Annotated in this window: 15 protein-coding genes; 9 read left to right on the top strand and 6 right to left on the bottom strand. The window is 35.8% G+C overall.

All coding sequences use genetic code 11. The features are described from left to right. Positions 1-28: 28 nt before the first annotated feature. Positions 29-955 carry a S66 peptidase family protein gene (locus HZF24_RS16190; protein WP_179239408.1) on the bottom strand — a complete coding sequence of 309 codons (927 nt, stop codon included), beginning with the start codon at positions 953-955 and terminating at the stop codon, positions 29-31. Between the two features lie 177 nt (positions 956-1,132). On the opposite strand from HZF24_RS16190, the gene HZF24_RS16185 reads away from it, so the two are divergent. The 4 genes from HZF24_RS16185 to HZF24_RS16170 all read left to right on the top strand — a co-directional run bounded on the left by HZF24_RS16185 (position 1,133) and on the right by HZF24_RS16170 (position 6,412). Beyond that, positions 1,133-2,032: a DMT family transporter gene (locus HZF24_RS16185; protein ID WP_179239407.1), complete on the top strand. Its 900-nt coding sequence runs from the start codon at positions 1,133-1,135 to the stop codon at positions 2,030-2,032. A gap of 137 nt (positions 2,033-2,169) precedes the next feature. Further along, entirely contained in the window at positions 2,170-4,692 is a 2,523-nt protein-coding gene (locus HZF24_RS19105) for an ABC transporter permease (protein ID WP_179239406.1), read from the top strand. A gap of 10 nt (positions 4,693-4,702) precedes the next feature. Further along, the gene (locus tag HZF24_RS16175) at positions 4,703-5,377 is read left to right on the top strand and encodes an ABC transporter ATP-binding protein (protein WP_179239405.1); all 675 of its coding nucleotides are present in this window, start codon (positions 4,703-4,705) and stop codon (positions 5,375-5,377) included. Beyond that, complete coding sequence (locus HZF24_RS16170) at positions 5,378-6,412, top strand: HlyD family secretion protein (RefSeq protein WP_179239404.1); 1,035 nt, start codon at positions 5,378-5,380, stop codon at positions 6,410-6,412. Positions 6,413-6,451: 39 nt separating this feature from the next. Here HZF24_RS16170 and HZF24_RS16165 read toward each other — a convergent pair whose 3' ends face one another. Both HZF24_RS16165 and HZF24_RS16160 read right to left on the bottom strand, forming a co-directional pair. Next, entirely contained in the window at positions 6,452-6,922 is a 471-nt protein-coding gene (locus HZF24_RS16165) for a cupin domain-containing protein (RefSeq protein ID WP_407695759.1), read from the bottom strand. A 177-nt stretch (positions 6,923-7,099) separates the two neighbouring features. Further along, on the bottom strand, positions 7,100-7,264 hold the full coding sequence (locus tag HZF24_RS16160) for a hypothetical protein (protein WP_179239402.1): 165 nt from the start codon (positions 7,262-7,264) through the stop codon (positions 7,100-7,102). Positions 7,265-7,462: 198 nt separating this feature from the next. Here HZF24_RS16160 and HZF24_RS16155 point away from each other — a divergent pair, with 198 nt between their 5' ends. Next, complete coding sequence (locus HZF24_RS16155; RefSeq protein ID WP_246346170.1) at positions 7,463-7,954, top strand: superoxide dismutase family protein; 492 nt, start codon at positions 7,463-7,465, stop codon at positions 7,952-7,954. A 24-nt stretch (positions 7,955-7,978) separates the two neighbouring features. On the opposite strand, the gene HZF24_RS16150 is transcribed toward HZF24_RS16155, so the two are convergent. Then, entirely contained in the window at positions 7,979-8,659 is a 681-nt protein-coding gene (locus HZF24_RS16150) for a DUF3298 and DUF4163 domain-containing protein (RefSeq protein WP_179239400.1), read from the bottom strand. Between the two features lie 128 nt (positions 8,660-8,787). Between HZF24_RS16150 and HZF24_RS16145 the strand changes: the two genes are divergently transcribed. Continuing rightward, the gene (locus tag HZF24_RS16145) at positions 8,788-13,644 is read left to right on the top strand and encodes an Ig-like domain-containing alpha-2-macroglobulin family protein (protein ID WP_179239399.1); all 4,857 of its coding nucleotides are present in this window, start codon (positions 8,788-8,790) and stop codon (positions 13,642-13,644) included. Between the two features lie 46 nt (positions 13,645-13,690). After that, on the top strand, positions 13,691-14,572 hold the full coding sequence (amrB, locus tag HZF24_RS16140; protein ID WP_179239398.1) for an AmmeMemoRadiSam system protein B: 882 nt from the start codon (positions 13,691-13,693) through the stop codon (positions 14,570-14,572). Positions 14,573-14,579: 7 nt separating this feature from the next. Here amrB and HZF24_RS16135 read toward each other — a convergent pair whose 3' ends face one another. Together HZF24_RS16135 and HZF24_RS16130 are read right to left on the bottom strand one after the other, a co-directional pair. After that, positions 14,580-15,674 carry a threonine synthase gene (locus tag HZF24_RS16135; protein ID WP_179239397.1) on the bottom strand — a complete coding sequence of 365 codons (1,095 nt, stop codon included), beginning with the start codon at positions 15,672-15,674 and terminating at the stop codon, positions 14,580-14,582. After that, entirely contained in the window at positions 15,674-17,026 is a 1,353-nt protein-coding gene (locus HZF24_RS16130) for an MATE family efflux transporter (protein WP_179239396.1), read from the bottom strand. Before HZF24_RS16130 ends, HZF24_RS16135 begins: the two co-directional genes overlap by 1 nt. A gap of 289 nt (positions 17,027-17,315) precedes the next feature. Between HZF24_RS16130 and HZF24_RS16125 the strand changes: the two genes are divergently transcribed. Both HZF24_RS16125 and hypD read left to right on the top strand, forming a co-directional pair. Next, a complete protein-coding gene (locus HZF24_RS16125) occupies positions 17,316-18,218 on the top strand; it encodes a trans-4-hydroxy-L-proline dehydratase activase (protein WP_179239395.1) in 903 nt (300 codons plus the stop codon). 1 nt (position 18,219) lies between these two features. Then, positions 18,220-20,589 carry a trans-4-hydroxy-L-proline dehydratase gene (hypD, locus tag HZF24_RS16120; protein ID WP_179239394.1) on the top strand — a complete coding sequence of 790 codons (2,370 nt, stop codon included), beginning with the start codon at positions 18,220-18,222 and terminating at the stop codon, positions 20,587-20,589. Positions 20,590-20,692: the final 103 nt, after the last annotated feature.

The raw sequence follows: 20,692 nt of genomic DNA, 5'->3' as shown, positions 1-20,692 counted from the left end.
GGAAATGCCCGGCTTGTTTCGTTGTCGTTCAGTCTAATGAAACAGTAGTTTCTAACACCGTCAGAGAGTTGGTGAAGGTATTAAGGTTTGCAACTGCACCTATCGGAATAGCCATTTTGTAAATGCCATGACCGGAAGCTAAATTTGTCATGAGCGGTTTGCCTAACGGTACTATTACTTCATTTATTATATCTTCATACGATCTGTCGTAATTAGCATAACAGCCTGAACATTCTCCCATTATAATTCCCGCACAATCTCTGAATTTACCTGCATGTATCAAGTGAGCAAGCATTCTGTAAACACGGCTTGCTGCTTCATGGGTTTCTTCAATCAATATAATTTTATCTGTGGTATCGACCTCAAAAGGAGTTCCCAACGAGCCGACAAATGATGTAAGGTTACCTCCGACTATTGTGCCTATTACGTTTCCCGGAACCCTGCTTATTAATGGCATCTCGGGAGGATTTTCAAGTCGCCTTGGTGAAGTCAATGTTGATGTTGCCGTAAAAAACTGATTGAAATTATATGCAGGAGTGGTAGGCCTGAAATCTATTAAAAGTAAGCTGTGAAAGGTAATTAAATTTGCCAATACGTATAGGGCGTTTAATAATATTGTTATATCGCTGTATCCGGTAATAATTGTGGGGTTGCGGTTTATTAAATTATAATCAAGATAAGGAATAATATCTGATACACCCGTACCACCTCTTGTAGGTATAATAGCTTTGACATCGGGGTTCATAAACATATTCATTAAGTCCGATGCTCGTTCCGCCGGTGATGCAGAAACAATACCGGCATTAGAATATACAGTATCCCCCACTAAAACATTAAATCCCATTTCTTGAAGGGTTTGTATTCTTGAATCAATTGTTTCAGCATCCCGGGGACTGCCGAGGGTAACTATTCCTACGGTATCACCGGCTCGCAGAATAGGTGGTCTTATAGCCATTTATATCCTCCTGTGTCAATGTTATCTGTTTATCTAACCATTATATGAAAGTATGCTGAATTTGGTTAATTAATCAGAAAATTCTAACTAAGAGATAGCTGTCAATTTTATTGATATTCGTTAAAAATAACTATATAATACATTAAAGACAAAATAGTTATATGTGCGGAGGATATTATGGATGAACAAAAACTTAAATCAACATCTGAATTAATAGCTGTTTTTTTGATTATGCTTGCAGGCAGCTGCTGGGGTATTATCGGAGTGTTTACAAGATCAATGTCAGCATATGGATTGAGTTCAGTACAAATTACCGCATCGAGATGTTTTGTAGTAGCTGTCAGCTTAATAATCTATCTGGCTTTAAAAGACAGAAAAAAGTTTGTGATTGATTTTAAAGATTTGTGGTATTTTGCAGGCACGGGAATAATCAGCATAATATTTTTTAATGTATTTTATTTTATTACAATTAACCAAACACCGCTTTCTCTCGCATCAATTTTATTGTATACGGCTCCATGCTTCGTAATGATTATGTCGGCAATCTTTTTTAAGGAAAAGATTACAAAGCAGAAATTGATTGCCCTATGCCTTGCCTTTTCCGGATGTGTATTTACAACAGGCATAATTTCAAATAATGAAATAAGCATATCAGGTATGGGCATTGCAACCGGAGTTGCATCCGGATTTTTCTATGCCCTTTACAGTATATTCGGAAGCGTTGCACTTAAAAAATATCATCCTATGACAGTTACAGTATATACATTTATTGTTGCATCCGTTGCAATTTTACCCTTTTGCAAGGTTGGAACATTAACCGAAGCAGTAATGAACAACAGTGATTTATTATTGGATATATTACAGATTGGAATTATATCGACACTTATACCGTTTTTAGCATATACAAAGGGATTGGAAAAATTAGAGGCAGGTAAAGCTGCCGTCGTAGCTTTTGTGGAGCCGATGGTTGCAACCATGACCGGAATTATAGTTTTTAAAGAAATTTTGACCGCTCAGAATGTTATTGGAATAATACTCATTTTTATTGCTATAGTTTTGTTAAATATGAAACGTTGAACGGAAGGCAGTAATTATATTAAAAATCAATTAAAAATGCATTAAAAAACGTATAAAACTATTGTGTGAACATAAATATATATGGTATAATTTCGCTGGAAATTTGTTGTAACTAATCTATCTTTTGGTGGTATTTTGTGAACATTATTGTTAAGTTTTTATCAAAAAGTATTATTGAAAAAAAGTTCAGATCATTTATTATTATATTTTCTGTTACTGTATCTGCGGCTCTCTTTTTTGCATCAAGCGGTTTAGCCGGAACTATGAGCAGTATGTATGAAGCCTTGATCAAGATGCAGACAGGTAAGGCAGACCTTATTATCTTTCCTGACAGAAATTCCCCATCCAATACATTTAAAATTAAAAATGATAAAATTAACGGAGTTGCTTATACCGTCGGAGACTTATCTGTCGGTGGAGTCTATAAATTATCCGAAGGAGAAAGTAAGATATCAGGAACGAAAACAGAAAAGCTCTATATTAAGGGATTTAATTTAGAAGAATTAGAAAAGCTGAACCCTGTAAATTACAGCCAAAAGGCGGTCGGCAAAGGTTTTATAGATAATTGCATTATCCTAAGTAAATTATTTGCAGATAAGTATGGCTACAAGGTAGGGGACAGGATTGAAATAGAAATAGGCGGTATCAATAAGATATTAACCGTCTGGGGAATTTCAAGACCAACCGGCATATTTCAGCATTCTCCCCAATCTGACAGCATGATGTCGGTAATGCCTCTGGATACCCTTGCCTCAATGTTTAATATGAGAGGAAAAGTTCATAATGCATATGTGGTGCTTGAAGAAGGGTCCGATATACAAAATGTTAAAAATGAGCTCAGTGATTTATATACAAGGTATACTGTCAGAGAGCCGTTTACCGTTGAAGAAATCAGAGAATATATGCAGTTTATTGTTGTGCCCCTGTATCTGATGACGGTTATGGTTCTTTTCATAAGCATCTTTATTATTTATTCTACCTTCAAGGTTATAACAACAGAGCGGCTTCCGGTTATAGGTACATTCAGGAGTATCGGTGCTACAAAGCGTATGACTGATATTGTGCTTATCGGAGAAAGTATTGCATATGGAATTATCGGAGGTATCCTGGGAATATTTGCAGGAATTGCGGTTTTATATCTTATAGCAATGATTATGGCTTCGGATCCATACAACGGACAATTAGAGGTATCAATTAAATTTGGATTCATACAAATAATAACAACCTTTCTTTTAGCATTATTAGTTGCGATAATCAGCTCATGGATTCCTATAAGCAAAGCATCCAAGATTCCAATAAAGGATTTAGTGTTAAATCAAACTGAAAGCAAAACTGTTAAAAAAGGCAAAAAAGCTGTTATTGTATCGTTGATGCTGGTTTTATCTTTTGTTTTGCCGCTTATCACACCGAAATCAGTATCAATTATTATCAATGTTGTATCACTTATTGTGACATTTGCGGCAGTAATTATATGTGTTCCTTTCATTACAACATATATTTTGAAAATGTTTGAAAATATTTATAGCTTTATATTTGGAAACATTGGTTATCTTGCAGTTAAAAATTTAAAGGACAATAAGAATATATTAAATAACATATCCCTTTTGGCAATTGGAATTTCGGTGATTCTTATGATTAATACAATAAGCTACAGCGTAGGTATTGAAGTGCTGAACGGATATAAGGACTGGAAATTTGATATAATGGTCAGCTTAAACGGAGACAGGAATTCAGAACAAGTACTTCGAAGCATTGATGGTGTGGAAGGTACATACGGAGCTTTTGAAAGCTGGCAGGGGATTAAGGTTGCGGATACCGATTACAGTATAGGATATTTGCAGGGAATTGATATAAGTAAGTACAGAGATTATGTAGCTTTTCGACTGGATGGTAAAAATGATTATGATGAAATATTTAAAAAGCTTGATGAAGGCAGATATATTCTGATTGCTATGATGGCAAAGGAAAGCCTGGATGTGAAAGTCGGAGATGAGCTGATATTGGAAATGAATGCAGGCAAAAAAACATATGAGGTAATAGGTTTTTTTGACTCAATAATGCAAAACGGCAGCAATGCAATAATTTCTCAAAAATATTTTAAGTCCGATATGAATCAGCCGTATTATAACAGGTTTTTCGTAAAAACATCTAAGGATCCCGACCTTGTTCTCGCATCCGTAAAGGAAAAATTCATGAGACGCGGCGTATGGGGAAATACAATCAGAAACATGGAAAAAATGAATTATGAATCAAACAATCAATTTATGATTATTCTGAAAGCATTTTCGGTCTTAGCCATGCTGATAGGTATTTTTGGAGTTTTTAACAACTACATGATAAGTTTTATTGAACGAAAGCGCACCATAGCGATACAGCGTTCCGTAGGACTCAGCAAAAGACAAACTCTGAAAATGATATTCATTGAGGCGTTGACGGGAGGATGCATAGGTGCAATAGTTGGAATTGTGGGAGCCTTGCTGATGCTTTGGACAGTACCTAAAATTATGCTGGCAATAAAGGTTCCGTTAACCATACATTATAAATTTGATTTGTTCGTTATATCCTTAATCGGCGGAATAATAATTTCTGTAATTGCTTCTATAAGTCCTGCATTAAAAACGTCTAAATTTGATATTATTGAGGCAATTAAATATGAATAGGGAGGATTCCATGGAGAAAATAATAGAGGTTGCAGAGCTTTATAAAACATATATGCTGGGTACCGTACCGGTAGAGATATTGAAGGAAATAAATCTTTCTGTTGACAAAGGAGATTTTATTACGATAATGGGTCCATCCGGCTCGGGAAAAAGTACATTGTTGTATTTGATAGGAGGCTTGGATAAACCTACATCAGGCAAAATATCTATAAAGGGAAATGACATTTCTGTTTTATCAGATGAAGAACAAAGCATAATGAGGCGCAGAGAGGTTGGATTTGTATTTCAGTTTTATAATTTAGTACCCAATCTGACGGTGGAGGATAATATAATGCTGCCGATATTGCTGGACGGTAAAAAAATAAAAAATTATCGAAGCAAGTTAGATGAAATACTTGAAGTAGTTGAACTGTCAGACAGAAAAAATCATACGCCCAGAGAGTTATCAGGCGGACAGCAGCAACGGGTTGCAATAGCCCGTGCATTGATTAATGAGCCGGATATAATTCTGGCTGATGAACCAACGGGAAATTTAGACAGTAAGACATCTGATGAGGTTATGAAATTACTCCAACGCATAAATAAAGATAAAGGAAAAACAATTTTGCAGGTCAGCCACTCGCATGAAACGGCTAAATACGGCAATAGGATAATTAATGTAAGAGATGGAAGGGTGTGGGAATAAATGATATTAAAAAAATCTATTTTGATATTTTTGATTATATTATTAAGCTTAAGTATGTACGGGTGTACCCCCAAGGAATCGGCAGCTCCCGTTGAAGAGATTGATTTATCACAGGATAAGAAAATAATTGAAAGCTTTGGCGTTGTAAAAGCAGAGGATTCAATGGATATTATCATTGATTTTACATCTGTTGTCACAGATATATTGGTAAGTAACGGTCAGCATATCAAGCTTGATGAACCAATTTTGATCTTGGATATGTCTCAGTATGAAGTGCAGGTTTCTGATATTAAAAGCCAGCTTAACATAGCAGAATTAGAGTATGAACAAATTAAGCTGAACAGTAAAGACAATCAGCAGACGGAAATGGATAAGCTTAAAAGCAACTTAGAATTTGCCGAAAAGGTATATTCAACAGCAGTCAGTGAATTTAACAATAACGAAAGTCTGTATAAAGAGAGAGCAATTACAGAGGATACCTACAATCAATCTAAGAAGAATCTAAATGAAAGTAAAAACAAAGTGGACAATATTAAATTTGAAATCCGTAATACTTTAGATTCAATAAATAAAAAGGCTGAATCTGAAATTATTGAGAAAGCTGTTCAAATGGAAAACATCATGCAATTAAAAAGCAAACTGGAAGCTTTGGAAAACAAACTGAATAAACAGTATATCAGAGAAAATCAAATTGTTTCACATTACAACAATGCAGTAATTTATGATATTCAATATGATACAGGGCACATTACCGACGTCTCAAAAAAAGCATTCAGCATTGCTGATCTTGACAGCTTAATAATTGAAGCTGAGGTTGTAGAAGAATTTATTAAGGATATACAGACAGGAGCAAGGGTAAGAATTGTTCCTGTGGCTGACAGAATGCGTGAATATGAAGGTAGTGTCAAATATATTTCCCAAATGGCCTTTAAGAATAATGGTGAAACTATAGTTCCCATTAAGATCTCAATAGATAACAACGATTCGTTCTTATTGCCTAACTATAATATAGATGTGTATATTGAAGCTAAATAAAGTATAATCAGACCACAATTGGGTCTGATTATACTTTATTTAAAGAGTTTCTTCTTGTTCTGCAATTGCTTTTGTTTCATGTACCGTGCCGTGTGGGTGATTAGGCGGCGCGTATACTGAATACAGCTTTAAAGGTTCGTTGCCCATATTGATTAAGTTATGCCATTTTCCTGCAGGGATTATGAATATAAAATCATCGTAAACCATCTCCTGGAAATCTAAATTATCTTCGGTATCTCCCATCAGTACAAGTCCTCGACCATCTTCAATCCTGATGAATTGATCAGTATCCGGATGCATTTCCAGACCGATTTCTTCTCCTACGGGAATACTCATTAAAGTAAGCTGCAGGTTATCTCCTGTCCATAATGCAGTACGAAAATTATTGTTCTGTTCAGTCGCTTCATCTATATTTATTACAAATGGATTAGGCCCGTAGTCTGTCAGTTCAAGCACCCTGTTATTTTGTGTATGAACAATGTAGTCATTAATTTTAGTAATCGTCGGCATATAGGGAAAAACATATTCATTCATAAAATACGGATTATAAATGGGCGGATTATATCTGTGGCAATTGCTGTAATATGGGTGTTGATAAGCTCTGTTATACAAATTTACTCATTCCTTTCTTTTTATATCATAATATCTTATGTTATATAAAACCAAAAGGTGAGATAAACCTTCATATTATTTTAATTCATTTAATATATCATCAATGTCATCTGTTTTTTTATACTTTTTTCCTTCCAATTCCATAAAATCATTTAATTTCATATGCTTATCAGCATCAGCTCTTATTTGATCCATAGGCTGCTTTGCTTCTGTCAATAGTATTTCATTAAATTTCTTCATTGATTACCTCGTTGTTTTTATTTTTATTTTTTCATTTATCAGAACAAATTAACCGTGGTATAAATTGGACTTTGAAATTAGCGGTTCGTCTGTTAATTACGTAACTATTTTTTTAATTTTCCATACTATATTATATATTGAAAATTGGAGGATAGCATGTACAACAATTATAAATGCAATTTTTTAAAAAATGATATTATGGCTGATAGTATTAATAAGCAACGCAGAGCGGCAACATTTATATCCGGAGGACCGTTAGCACCGGGTATAGAAGGGATTGTAGTATTTACAGATGTTCCGGGGGGAACGGAGGTTTCCGTAGAAGTATACGGTCTCCCGCCATATAGCCCGGCTACAAACGGAAATAGCCCGATAGGTCCACTTGGTTTTCATATTCATGAAAACGGAACGTGTGATGCAGGAAATCCTGAGGAGCCATTTACAGCAGCAGGAGAACACTGGAATCCCGACAATCAACCTCACGGGAACCATGCGGGGGATTTTCCCAATTTATTTTCTAATGACGGTTACTCAAGGGTGGTATTTTTTACAGACCGATTTAGCGTATCCGATATAATCGGAAAATCAATTATCATTCACCAGAACCCTGATGATTCAAGGACCCAGCCGTCAGGAAATTCGGGAAAGAGGCTGGCCTGCGGAGTTATAAGAGAGATAGTGTTGCAGTGAATATAGGGGGATAAACCCCCTATATCAGCAGGATGGGTACCATCCTATCGTTTTGTATGGAATTGTAAATACCACTATTCCCGTTGAATAAGGAGCTATATCGTAGTGCTGATAATATATGGACAATCCATCCGGTGAAAGAAAGTAATTATCTTCATCAAAATTTTTAATGATTAATGTTTCGTAATCATCGAAGAAAATACCGGGCTCTTCCTTTAACCTTTCGTCTGCCTGTTTAATAATTTCAAATATAAGCTTACGTTTGTAATTTAAACCTTTTTTAAAAAAACAGTACAGCGGAATCATTGTACCTCTGCACAGCTCGAATGTATTCGAGCTTCTCAGAGTCATGCCGTGAGCTCCTCCGGTATACTCGTATTTGTCATAATAGTAGCTTAAAAAGCAATTGTCGTTGTAGGTAATTACATATTCCATATACGCTTCATAGCCGTGGAACGGGTAGTTATTTTCTTGTGCTTCTCTATAGTCATTTACTGCCTGATTGTATAAAAAGTCGGAAACATGTCTGTGATATTCGTTTACCTCAATTGCTATCTGGTTATTTATCATTGCTTGTGCATCGGGGTTATTCTGAAGCTTTACCACCGGATATTTGATGGTGAGCTTCATGACATCAACATTGCCGTATCTAAATGTTTCCTCGAAATTTTGCATTCTAATTTCAGCTTTTTTTGACTTATTCATTTAAATCCCTCCTGCATTATACTATGCGGATAATTAATAAAGGTACGGATTAAATAAATTACATATTGTGGTAGAAAATTTTCTGAAGTATAATGTTGCTATATTAGTAAATAAAATTGGGGGATATCATGAGTAGAAGAATTTTAGCGTTACTTTTGTGTATCATTTTAATAATAACAGCATGTACTAAGAAGGATAATACTGAGGTTAATCAGCCTGTCGAGGTTGAAAAGGAATATGATGAGAATAAATTTGAGCTTACTGCATTGAAATCAGATAAGCAGGGAATTGATAATTCTACAGGCTTTCAGTTGGTTAGTAAGGATAACATAAGTAAAAGTTATGTTAATAAAAACCTTCAGATAGTTCCGGAAGAAGAATTTAAAATTGAAGAAATATCCAATACTGTTTTTAATATCATTCCGTTAAACAGCTTAGAGAATGATAAAATTTATCAGGTAAAGTTAAATGACGAGCCTTACGAATATTCGTGGGCGTTTCAAACGAAGAAAGAATTTAAGGTTGAAAGTACGATTCCCGGCAGTGATAGCAATTATGTTCCTGTTCATTCCGGCATAGAAATGTATTTTTCCCTCAGCAACCTTAAGGAGATAGATGAATACTTTGAAATTGTACCTGAAGTGGAGGGCAGATTCATAAAAAATGAAAACTCTGTTATTTTTGCTCCCGAAAAATTAGATTACAATACGAGGTATACCGTAACAATAAAAAAAGGTTTCGGACTGGATGACGGTTCCGAGGAGCTGAAGGAGGATTATGTTTTCAGCTTTATGACTGAGTCTGATGAACTTGCTAAAATTTACTTCGAAAATCCTCTGATTAACATTGCAGAAGGCAACGTAAAGGCAGTAGGTGCTAATATAAACAATCAATACGATGATGTGGAATTTACGATAAATATATATCAGTACAGTAACAATGATGAATTTGCCAATGATATAAATACATATGCCGAAACGGGCAAGTTTCCCGAGGATGCCAAAAATGACAGCAGATTAACCAATATAAATACAATAAATCAAAAGCCATTTGTAGATACAGAATTTTCTTATAGCTCCAAGGCCTTGTTTGAATTACCGGATGAATTGAAAAAAGGCTATTATTTATTGGAATTCAGCGTAGAAGGTACGAGCTCCTATTTGTTTATGCAGATAAACGACATGATGCTGTATAACGCAATTTTTGGGGAGCAGATTTTAGTGTATGCAATAGACAGCATTACCAGCAAGGGTATTAAAAATGCCGGCGTATTTTTAAATGGTGAAAAGATAGGCGTGACTGACGAAAACGGAGCGTTGGCAGTAAACAAAAAAGCTGAGGATTATAAAACGGTATTTATGAGGCTTGAAGCTGACGGCTACAATGATTTTATTTATGCCGACGGTGAATTGTTTAAATATTATTATTACAGAGATATGAATTACGCGGCAGAATATTTCAGGTATATAGATACGGACAGACCCGTATACATGCCTACGGACACTGTCAATGTGTGGGGATTTGCAAGACGCAGGCACGAGGGTGCCGTAAATAAGGTCAGAATAGATCTTGTGGAAACATATACGGGATTGGCCGTAGACAGCAAGGAGGTTGACTTAACGGATATCGGTACGTATGAAACGCAATTTGAATTAAAAAATGCGGCATCAGGCGGACTTAGGATTGAGGTATATGACAATGATTTTCAGATATCCTCGGAATATGTTGAAGTAAGAAAATACACTAAGCCCTTGTATACAATGAACGGTGAGCTGAGCAAGAAAATTATGTACAGTGGTGATGACTTAACGTATAAAATTAATGCTAACTTCTTTGACGGGAATCCCGTTCCTGATTTAAAAGTGAAAGTGAATACATATGGTTATGGCGGATACGGATTTATAGATTACAGCAATACGGAACAGGAAGTAATATTAAGTGAAAACGGAGAAAAAATCTTCAATATAAATACTGCAGTTAATAGTATGGGTTGGAGACCTGTAACTGTAAATATCAGCAGCTACAACAAGGAAGCGGAGGATATGGCGGTAAACCTATATGACAGCTTCAGTGTTTTCCCAAAAAATAAAATGCTTGAGGTAGATAGGGGAATTGATAATCCAACGACGATAGACATTATGCTGCATGATTTGGTAATCAAGAATTACAATGAAGATAACATTGATTTAAGCTCTCTCAGAGGCAATCCCTTAGATGGCGAAGTCAACGTAATGATAACAGAATATTATTATGAAAAAGAAAAAATCGGGGAGCATTACGACTATATAAACAAGGTTAATCAGGTAATTTATGATTACAAAAAGATTCAAAATACAGTCTACTGGGAAAATGTGAATGTTGTTGACGGCATTGCAAATGTACAGATACCTAATTTTGATAGGGATAGAAGCTACAAAATAATTGCATCATATTACGGTGATAAAAACGGAACTATTGAAGAGGAAGCGAATATTAACGGAAGATTCAGACCATACAATAGATTATCCTACAGCTTAGAAAAAAATGACGATAAGGAATACTACAGGTTAAACGAAAATGTAAGCATGGAGTTAGTATATGATAATGCCGCCGTAAATGACATTGATAACGACAATCTCATATTGCTGTTTGCACGTAACGGTCTGGTTGACTACATTAATTTTGACAGTACAAAAATACAATTCCCTTTCAAAGAGGATTATATTTCAAGAGTATCAATACAAGGGATATATATCAAGAACGGATATATGTATCCTGTTGATAATTATATAGCATATGATGTGACGGAAAGACAAATGTATTTTGATGTTGCAACCGATAAGGAGGAATACAAGCCGGGGGAGGAAGCGACCTTTAGCATACGTGCATTTGATGAGAACAACAGACCATGTGTAGCGGATATAAATATAAGTGTCGTAGATGAAGCGTATTTTGCCGTATTTGAAAAGAATGTAAATACCTTAAATGATTTGTATTTTGGTCCATACAGATATGCGTGGTATCTCGGGGTTATTAAATCATATCTTTCTAATGTTGACCCGTACACCGACGGTCCCGGCATGGCAGAAATGGGAGGAGGCGGCGGCAATGACAATACGTTCAGAGATGATTTTGACGACACGACTGCTTTCACATCCGTAACCACCGACAAGGACGGTAAAGCAGCTGTAAAATTTAAGCTGCCTGACAATCTGACATCCTGGAGGATAACGTACCAGGGTATATCAGATAAGCTTTACGTCGGCAGCGGTAAAAAAAATATAACTGTCGGATTGCCGTTTTTCGTGGATTTAATAATGGGTGAAGAGTATCTGAAAGATGATAACATCAACGTATCGTTAAGAACCTTTGGAACCGCTGCTGTTGCAGGTGAAGAGGTGGAGTACAGCGTAAGCGTTGTAAATAAGGAAACAGGTAAAAAAACGGATGTAAATACAAAAGGGATAATAGGTGACTATACCAATGTTTTGTTGGGCAAGCAGGATGAGGGAATTTATGAAATATATGTGACTGCAGGCAGTAAAAATAATAAGGATGCTATAAAGGAAGAATTCTCAGTCGTGGAATCTTACGTTTATTTTAACAATACGGATTACTACAAGCTTACCGAACAAACGGTATTTGATGAGGTATATTCTAATCCTGTTATAACCTTGTTTAATGAAAGCCGCTCCGATTTTTACAACAGCTTGGATTTGATTTCTTCAGGTGGAGGCAGAAGAATCGACCAGACAGTTTGTTCATTGATTGCTAAAAAATATATAAATGATTACTTTAAAACGAATATAGACTTTTCTGAGGAGGAGCTCAGGGCTAAAATAAGCGAATATGAATCATCAATCAATCAGGGATACATGGGATATAAGCTGTTGCCGTATTCTGAAGAGGATATTGAGATAACGGTCAAATTAGCCAATTTAGTTGATGACGAATACTTAAATACTAAATTCAAGATTTGCTTTGAAAATACGTTGAAAAGAACTGAGGATTATAATACCGATGTTTCCGCAGCATTATGGGGACTCAGCAAATACAAGGAGCCTGTTCTGCTTAAAATTTATGATTTGCTGGAGAATAATGAATCCGGCTTGGAGAACAGAGATAAGATATATCTGTCATTGGCTTTGGCAGAGCTGGGAGATAAGAAAACGGCAAACAAGTATTATAAGGAATTTATAAACGGTTCATCAAAATCAGGTGATTATTTGTATTATGACAACAAACAGAATGATGCGGACAATTATGAAATAACCGCACTTTTATCGGTGCTGGGTGTAAAGCTCAATAACTTTGATACCGGGGATAAGCTGTTCAGATATATATATAATAATCCATCTAAAATGACATTGAGCAACTTTGAACAATTAATTTACATTATGAACAGGGATATCATGAAATTAGATGAAATCAAGGATTTGTCCGGAGAAGTGACGGTAACAGCAGATGGTACCAAGAAAACATATAAATTGAAGCTGTTTGACAGAGAAAGCTTTGCAATCGCTAAGGATAAAATAAAGGATATTAAATTCAGCGGTATCAAAGGAAGTATTGCGTGTAAAGTCGATGCATTGGGAAACAAGGATGATCTGGATAAAAACAAATCCGATGAAATGTCCATTAATATAAGCTATGAGCTTAGTGGTACGGCATCGGAACAAAAAGAATACAATCAGTCAGACCTTGTAACAGTGACCATAACTCCAAGCATTGCTCCTGCTGTTGAATACGGAAGCTACGAAATAACCTATGTAGTTCCAACCGGATTCAGATATGTCAGAGCGGGAATTGAGGATTACCGGGCTTATGCTGACGGTCAAAAGCTTACATTTTACTATTATTACGACAAGGATCTGCCCGTAAGACCGATTGAATTCTATATGCAGGCAGCACAAAAAGGAGAATATACCGTTGATTACGCCGTAATAAAGGAAAGTATGGAAGCTAAATTGAATTATGTTGACAAAACAAATTTAACCATAAATTAGCAGGCTGATGAACTTTTTTAACAGCTTAAGAGTATAGAGGAAACCATTGAAGAAAATATTTTTAGCAGTTTTTTTAATAATAGCAGCATTCGTAATAACCGATTTAAAGCCTTCTCAGCAGCCGGAAAGCTATGACGGTAATTATTATAGTGAAAATAATATAGAATGCCTATATTATGATCCTGTTTATTTCGTCAATATAAAACAATTTGAGTTATACAATCACGGAGCCGCTATACGCGGCTCCATACTACCTCATCATCTTCTTGCAAGCGACTTGATACATGAGGTTTTTCAGAATGTAAAAAAGCAGCAATATGAAACGGTAGTTTTAATAGGCCCCGACCATGAAAGTATTTTAATGGGGAAGGTTTTTACAACCCTGAAGGATTGGCAAACACCTATGGGCGTACTTAAAACGGAGAAAGATATAACAAGAAAGCTTTTACAAAATGATTTTATGATAGAGGACGACGACAAAATGACAAGGGAGCATTCCGTTTCAAGTATTGTTCCCTTCATAAAATATTATCTGAATGATGCAAAAATAGTGGGGTTGGCAATGTCTAAGCAGACAAAGCCGGAGGATATAGAAAAATTGGTTGGTGACCTGAGTGATATGGTGGACATTGAAAAAACACTGTTTATTGCATCGGTGGATTTTTCCCATTACCTTGATTTGGAACGTGCGAACCAAATGGATTTAATAAGCATGGAAGCAATCCAAAATAAGGACATTAATAAAATTATGTCCTTCACCAATGACAATCTGGATTCACCTGTAAGCATTGTAACAATACTCGAATTGATGGACAAATTGTATGAAGCCGATATACATATGTTAAATCACAGCAATTCGGAGCTTATTGTCCAACAGAGGATGGATGAAACAACAAGCTACATTACTTATATTTTTACTGAAAATTAAGTTGTTATTAATGGTCTGACTTGAGTCCTGCTCCGCACATCGGAATCAAGGAATCAGGTGTCTTTCCGTACAGCTTGCAATATTTTAAATACGCTGCATAGGTTGCCGCTGTCGTATGCTCGCAGTAAATACCTTTTGCAGCAAGGGAAGCTCGTGCATTTAAAATTTGATTTTCAGGTGCGGTAATCATTTCTATATTATATTTATAGATATATTCTAAAATTTCTTCACCCCTCATGGGAATGCCTATTGCAATTCCTTCCGCCATGGTTGGTTGAGGTGTTATTAAAGCAGGTTGTTTTTCCTTGTTTTCAAAAGCTTTTATGAAAGGGTCACAGTTTTCGCCTTGTACGGCTATAATGTTCGGCATTTTGTTGATGATATTACTTTCGATTAATTCTTCCAGACCCTTAATTATTCCAATAAATAACGTACCATTTCCCAACGGAACAAATATATTTTGAGGAATTCTGTTGAGCTGTTCATATACCTCGTATACATATGTCTTTGTTCCTTCGTAGAAAAACGGATTGTAGACGTGGTTAGCATAATATTTTCCTTCAGTTTCAACCTTTGCTCTGCATACATCCGCACAATTATCTCTTGAACCGGGAACCACATTTACACGTGCATTATGGGATTTAATCATATCTATTTTTTTAGGAGATGTTCCTTCCGGAACAAAAATTTCACAGTCAATATTTGCTTTGGCACAATAGGCAGCTATGCTGTTTCCCGCATTGCCGCTTGAGTCCTGCACCACGGACTCTACACCTATTGATTTACAATGAGATATTAAAACGGCTGCACCTCTGTCCTTGAAAGACAGTGTGGGCATGAAGTAATCCATTTTTAGAATTACATCATCATCAAACTTAATAGTTGGAGTCATACCTTCACCAAGTGAAATATTTCTCCACTGTTCATCCATTAAAGCCATAAAATTACGATAACGGAAAATGCTCCATGTGTTCCTATCGATTAATGACAAATCAAATTTAGGAGGCTTATAATCAAGCTTAAACAAACCTCCGCAATCACATTTTGCTTTATAAGTTGTAACTTCTTCTTCAGCATTGCATTTCGAACAAATATATTTCATCATTTTTCTCCTTGCATTATTTTAACAAATGCTATCTTGAACCATACATACAATATAATTCCTTTAAAAATTGATGTTACGCTTATGCTCCACCATACTCCCGAAAGTCCGATTGCAGATCCGAGTAATATTGCTGAAGGAATTCTTAATGCATTTAAGATAATGCCGTTAATGGTTGGAGGAACGGTCCTGCCCAAGCCGTTAAATGCACCTGTAGTTCCTATTTCTATGCTCATAAAAAATTGTGAAAGTCCCAAAATTTTCAAATAAGTTATACCTTCTTTAATTGCTGCGGGGTCATGTGGGACAAATAAAGTAAACAACGCTTCAGCTCCGAAAATTAAAAGCAGCGTAGATATAATTCCCAAGCCTCCCAACACCTGAATGCCCTTATGATATCCATCCTTTATACGTTGCAGCTTACCTGCGCCGTAGTTTTGGCCTGTAAAGGCAGATATGGCGGCAGAAAAACCTTCTGCGGTCATCCATGTTATAGATTCTATTTGCGAACCGATGCTTTGAACAGCAACGGCTACGGGTCCGAATCCGGCAATAATTTTAGTTATAAGCATACTTATAACAGCGTGCAATCCCATTTGCATAGCAGGCGGTATGCCTATTTTTACAATGTTTCTTATTATGCTTATTTCAGGCTTTGAAAATAAATTTACATTAGAATAAACAGTGCTATTCATTTTTCCGATTATAAAAAATAGTAATGATACAAAAAATTGCGACAATATAGTTGCTAACGCAGCCCCCTTTATACCTAATGCAGGTACGGGACCAAGCCCGAATATTAATAGGGGATCTATTATTATATTGGCAATCATTCCGATTGTATTAATTTTAAAAGGTGTTATACTGTTGCCCGAGCTGTTTAAAATAGTTGAAAATATCGGATTTAAAAAATGAAATATTATTCCTATGGAGATTATAGTCAAATATTCAACTGACATTTTTATCACTTCTGTATCCTGTAAATTAAAAAAACCTATTATATTGTGCCTGAAGACAAATAAAAATAAAGAGTACAAAAGTGCTATTGTAATATCTAATTGAAAACCGTTAAAAATATATTTTTTTGCACCATCTAAATCATTTCTTCCGTAGCTTTGTGCTACATTTACTCCAACTCCGATTTGCGTAATCATAACTAAAGCTGAGCCGAACCATAAAAAGAATCCGGCTGCTCCGGCAGCGGCAACAGCATTTGTGCTGAGTCGTCCCAGCCATATGATGTCGGTTAGGTTGTACGCCATCTGTATAAAGGAAGTGCCCATTATAGGCAGCGCCAATTTAACCAACGTACTCAGTATTTTGCCTTCTGTTAAACTTGTATTATTGCTCATTTGTTTTCCTTTTCTTAAAAATATATTATTTAGTTTAACTGATAAACTTTATTTATACAAGCCTGTATTTGTTGATAATAATAAAATTACTCCGCACCCTTATCAAGCTTATTGCAATTCTAAAATATAAAATGGCATATTTTTGCACAGTTGTCATAAATTTATGACAACTGTGCAAAAATGTTGTACAATATATTTCAAGTCAACAATATTTTATAGGGATTCAAGCCACCTTGAATTGGCAAGAAAATTGCATATATATAATTGATTAAAATTATTTGGAGAGAAAATGAATACAGTCGCTATATTTAACATTCAGAAATTTTCAATACATGATGGTCCGGGTATAAGAACAACGGTATTTCTAAAGGGATGTCCTTTAAAATGCTTATGGTGTCATAATCCGGAAAGTCAAGAATATGAAAAGCAAATATTATATGATGCTGAAAAATGTGTTCTGTGCGGAACATGTGTAAAAGTATGTCCCAAAAATGCCATTAAAATTGAAGGCAATATACTTACAACCGATATGGATAAGTGTGATTTTTGCGGTCTTTGTGAAATATACTGCATTCAGGAGGCAAGACAGGTTGTCGGAAAGCACTATAGTGTAGAAGAAGTATTGAAAGAAGTACTGAAGGACAGGATTTTTTATGAAAAATCCGGCGGAGGAGTTACTGTTTCAGGTGGTGAACCATTAATGTTCATAGATTTTGTTGAGGAACTGTTCAAAAAATTAAAGGAAGAAAATATACATACTGCTGTCGATACAAGCGGAGCGGTTAATTTCGAAAGCTTAGAAAGAATTGCTGAATATACGGATTTGTTTTTGTATGATATCAAGCTTATGGATGATGAAATACACAAAAAGTATATTAAAGCTTCTAATAAAACAATTTTAGATAATCTGAAAAAACTATCAAAAATTCATAACAACATAAATATCAGATTACCAATTATTGAAGGAGTAAATGCTGATACTGATCACATTGAACGAATAATTGATTTTATAAAGGATCTAAATATCAAAAAAGTTAATTTGCTTCCATATCACGACATAGCAAAGCACAAATATAAAAAATTAGACATGGATTATGAAGAAGAAAATATGTCTAAGCCTTCAGAAGAAAAAATGCAACGTTTTATGTCTATGTTTGAAAGTAAGGGTTATGAAGTAAAAATAGGAGGTTAATATGAGAGGTTATACTGAAAGAACAAAAATGTTAAGACAAGTAAGCGTATCTACACAGCCGGGTGTTTCTCTTGAAAGGGCTTTATTAGAAACGGAATTTTATAATAAATATTATGGTACTGTAGAAACACCTGTTCTTCGCGCTATGAATTTTAAGTACTACATGGAAAACAGAAAGCTTTATATCGGAGAGGGTGAATTAATTGTAGGTGAGAAGAGTGAAGGACCTCAGGTTGTTCCTACTTTCCCTGAGCTTTGCGCGCACACCGTAGAAGATATGACGGTTATGAATGACAGAGAATATATAAACTTCAAGGTAAAGGAAGAAGACAAAAAAATTCAGGCAGAAAAGATACTTCCTTATTGGCAGGGTAAATCAACGAGAGATAAAATATTATCATCCATGACGCAGGAGTGGAAGGACTGCTATGCGGCAGGAATGTTCACTGAATTTATGGAACAAAGAGCTCCGGGCCATACTGTTGCTGATGATAAATTTTACAACAAGGGATTTTTGGAATTAAAAAAAGAAATAGAAGAAGAAATAGAAAAGCTGGATTTTTTAAATGATCGCGATGCTTATGATAAAAAGGCTCAGCTTCAGGCAATGGCAATATCCTGCGACGCAGTCATGGTTTACGGTAAAAGATATGCTGCCTATGCGAGAGAATTAGCAGAAAAAGAAACAAATACCGAAAGAAAAGAAGAGCTTTTATGGATTGCATCTAACTGTGATGTGGTTCCTGCTCATAAACCGGAAACATACGCTCAGGCAATTCAGATGTATTGGTTCGTACACATCGGTGTAACGACAGAAGTTAATACTTGGGATGCCTTTTCGCCGGGTAAATTTGACCAATATCTGTATCCATTCTACAAAAAAGAGGTTGTGGAAGGAACTCTTGACTATGATAAAGCAAGAGAATTGATGGAATGCTTGTGGATTAAATTCAACAATCAACCTGCACCTCCAAAGGTTGGTATTACGTTAAAAGAAAGCGGAACATACACTGATTTTGCGAATCTTAATACAGGAGGTATAAATCCTTATACAGGAGAGGATGGAGTAAATGACGTTTCATACATCATCCTTGACGCAATGGATGAAATGAGATTGTTACAGCCAAGCTCCAACGTTCAGATAAGTGAAAAAACTCCTGAAGAATTTTTAAGAAGAGCAGTTGAAATATCAAGGAAGGGCTGGGGTCAACCCGCGTTCTACAATACTGAAGAGTTGATTCAGGAGCTGTTAAATTCAGGCAAGACATTAGAGGATGCGAGATTCGGCGGTTCCAGCGGATGCGTTGAAACGGGCTGTCATGGAAGAGAGGCGTACGTTTTAACGGGATACTTGAATGTTCCTAAAATATTTGAGCTTACGATGAACAATGGCTTTGATAACTACACAAACAAGCAAATAAGTATAAAAACCGGAAATCCTGAGGATTTTACCTCTTATGAACAGCTTAGAGATGCATTTTACAAACAGCTGCAGCATATAATCGACGTAAAAATTACAGGAAACAATGTAATAGAAAAAATATTCGCCGAACACATGCCTACACCGTTTATGTCTGTTCTTACAACGGGCTGCAAGGAAAGCGGCAGGGATTATAATGCCGGTGGATCCAAGTATAATACCAGATACATTCAGGTAGTAGGTATCGGAACTATTACAGACTGCCTTGCATCTGTGAAATATAACGTATATGAGCAAGACAGATTCACCATGAAGGATTTATTATCTGCATTGGAAGCTGATTTTGCAGGATATGAAATGATACACAACCTGGTATTGAACCATACTCCTAAATACGGGAACGACGATGATTATGCCGATGAAATAATGGTTGATGTGTTTTTGAATGTCAGAGACAGAATAAGAGGCAGAAAATCTGTATGCGGTGCTACGTATCATATAGATATGCTTCCTACCACATGCCATATATATTTCGGTTCGGTTATGACAGCTTCAGCTAACGGAAGATTAAAAGAAAAACCTGTTACCGACGGTATTTCACCTGAAAAAGGAGCAGACAGGAATGGTCCTACGGCAGTAATTAAGTCCTGTGCAAAAATGGACCATACCTCTACGGGAGGAACTCTTTTAAATCAGAAGTTTACACCGTCGTCAATCGCGGGAGAAGAAGGAATAGCAAACGTATCAGCTTTAATAAGAGCTTACTTCCAGATGATGGGACACCATATCCAATTTAACGTTGTAGACAGAAGTACATTGATTGATGCTCAAAAAAATCCTGATGAATACAAGGATTTAATAGTAAGAGTTGCAGGCTATTCAGATCATTTCAACAATCTTGAAAAAGCATTGCAGGATGAAATAATTGACAGAACAGAGCAAAGTTTTTAAACACCAAAAGGCGCCGGTATCCGGCGCCTCAGGTTATTGACAAACCCGCTAAAAATTAGCGGGTTTTCATAATAATTAAGGAAAGACACATGAAAAATCAATC

The sequence above is a fragment of the Sedimentibacter hydroxybenzoicus DSM 7310 genome (genome assembly GCF_013403245.1).
GTDB classification, from domain to species: domain Bacteria; phylum Bacillota; class Clostridia; order Tissierellales; family Sedimentibacteraceae; genus Sedimentibacter; species Sedimentibacter hydroxybenzoicus.
This window is presented reverse-complemented; position numbering and strand designations above follow the sequence as displayed.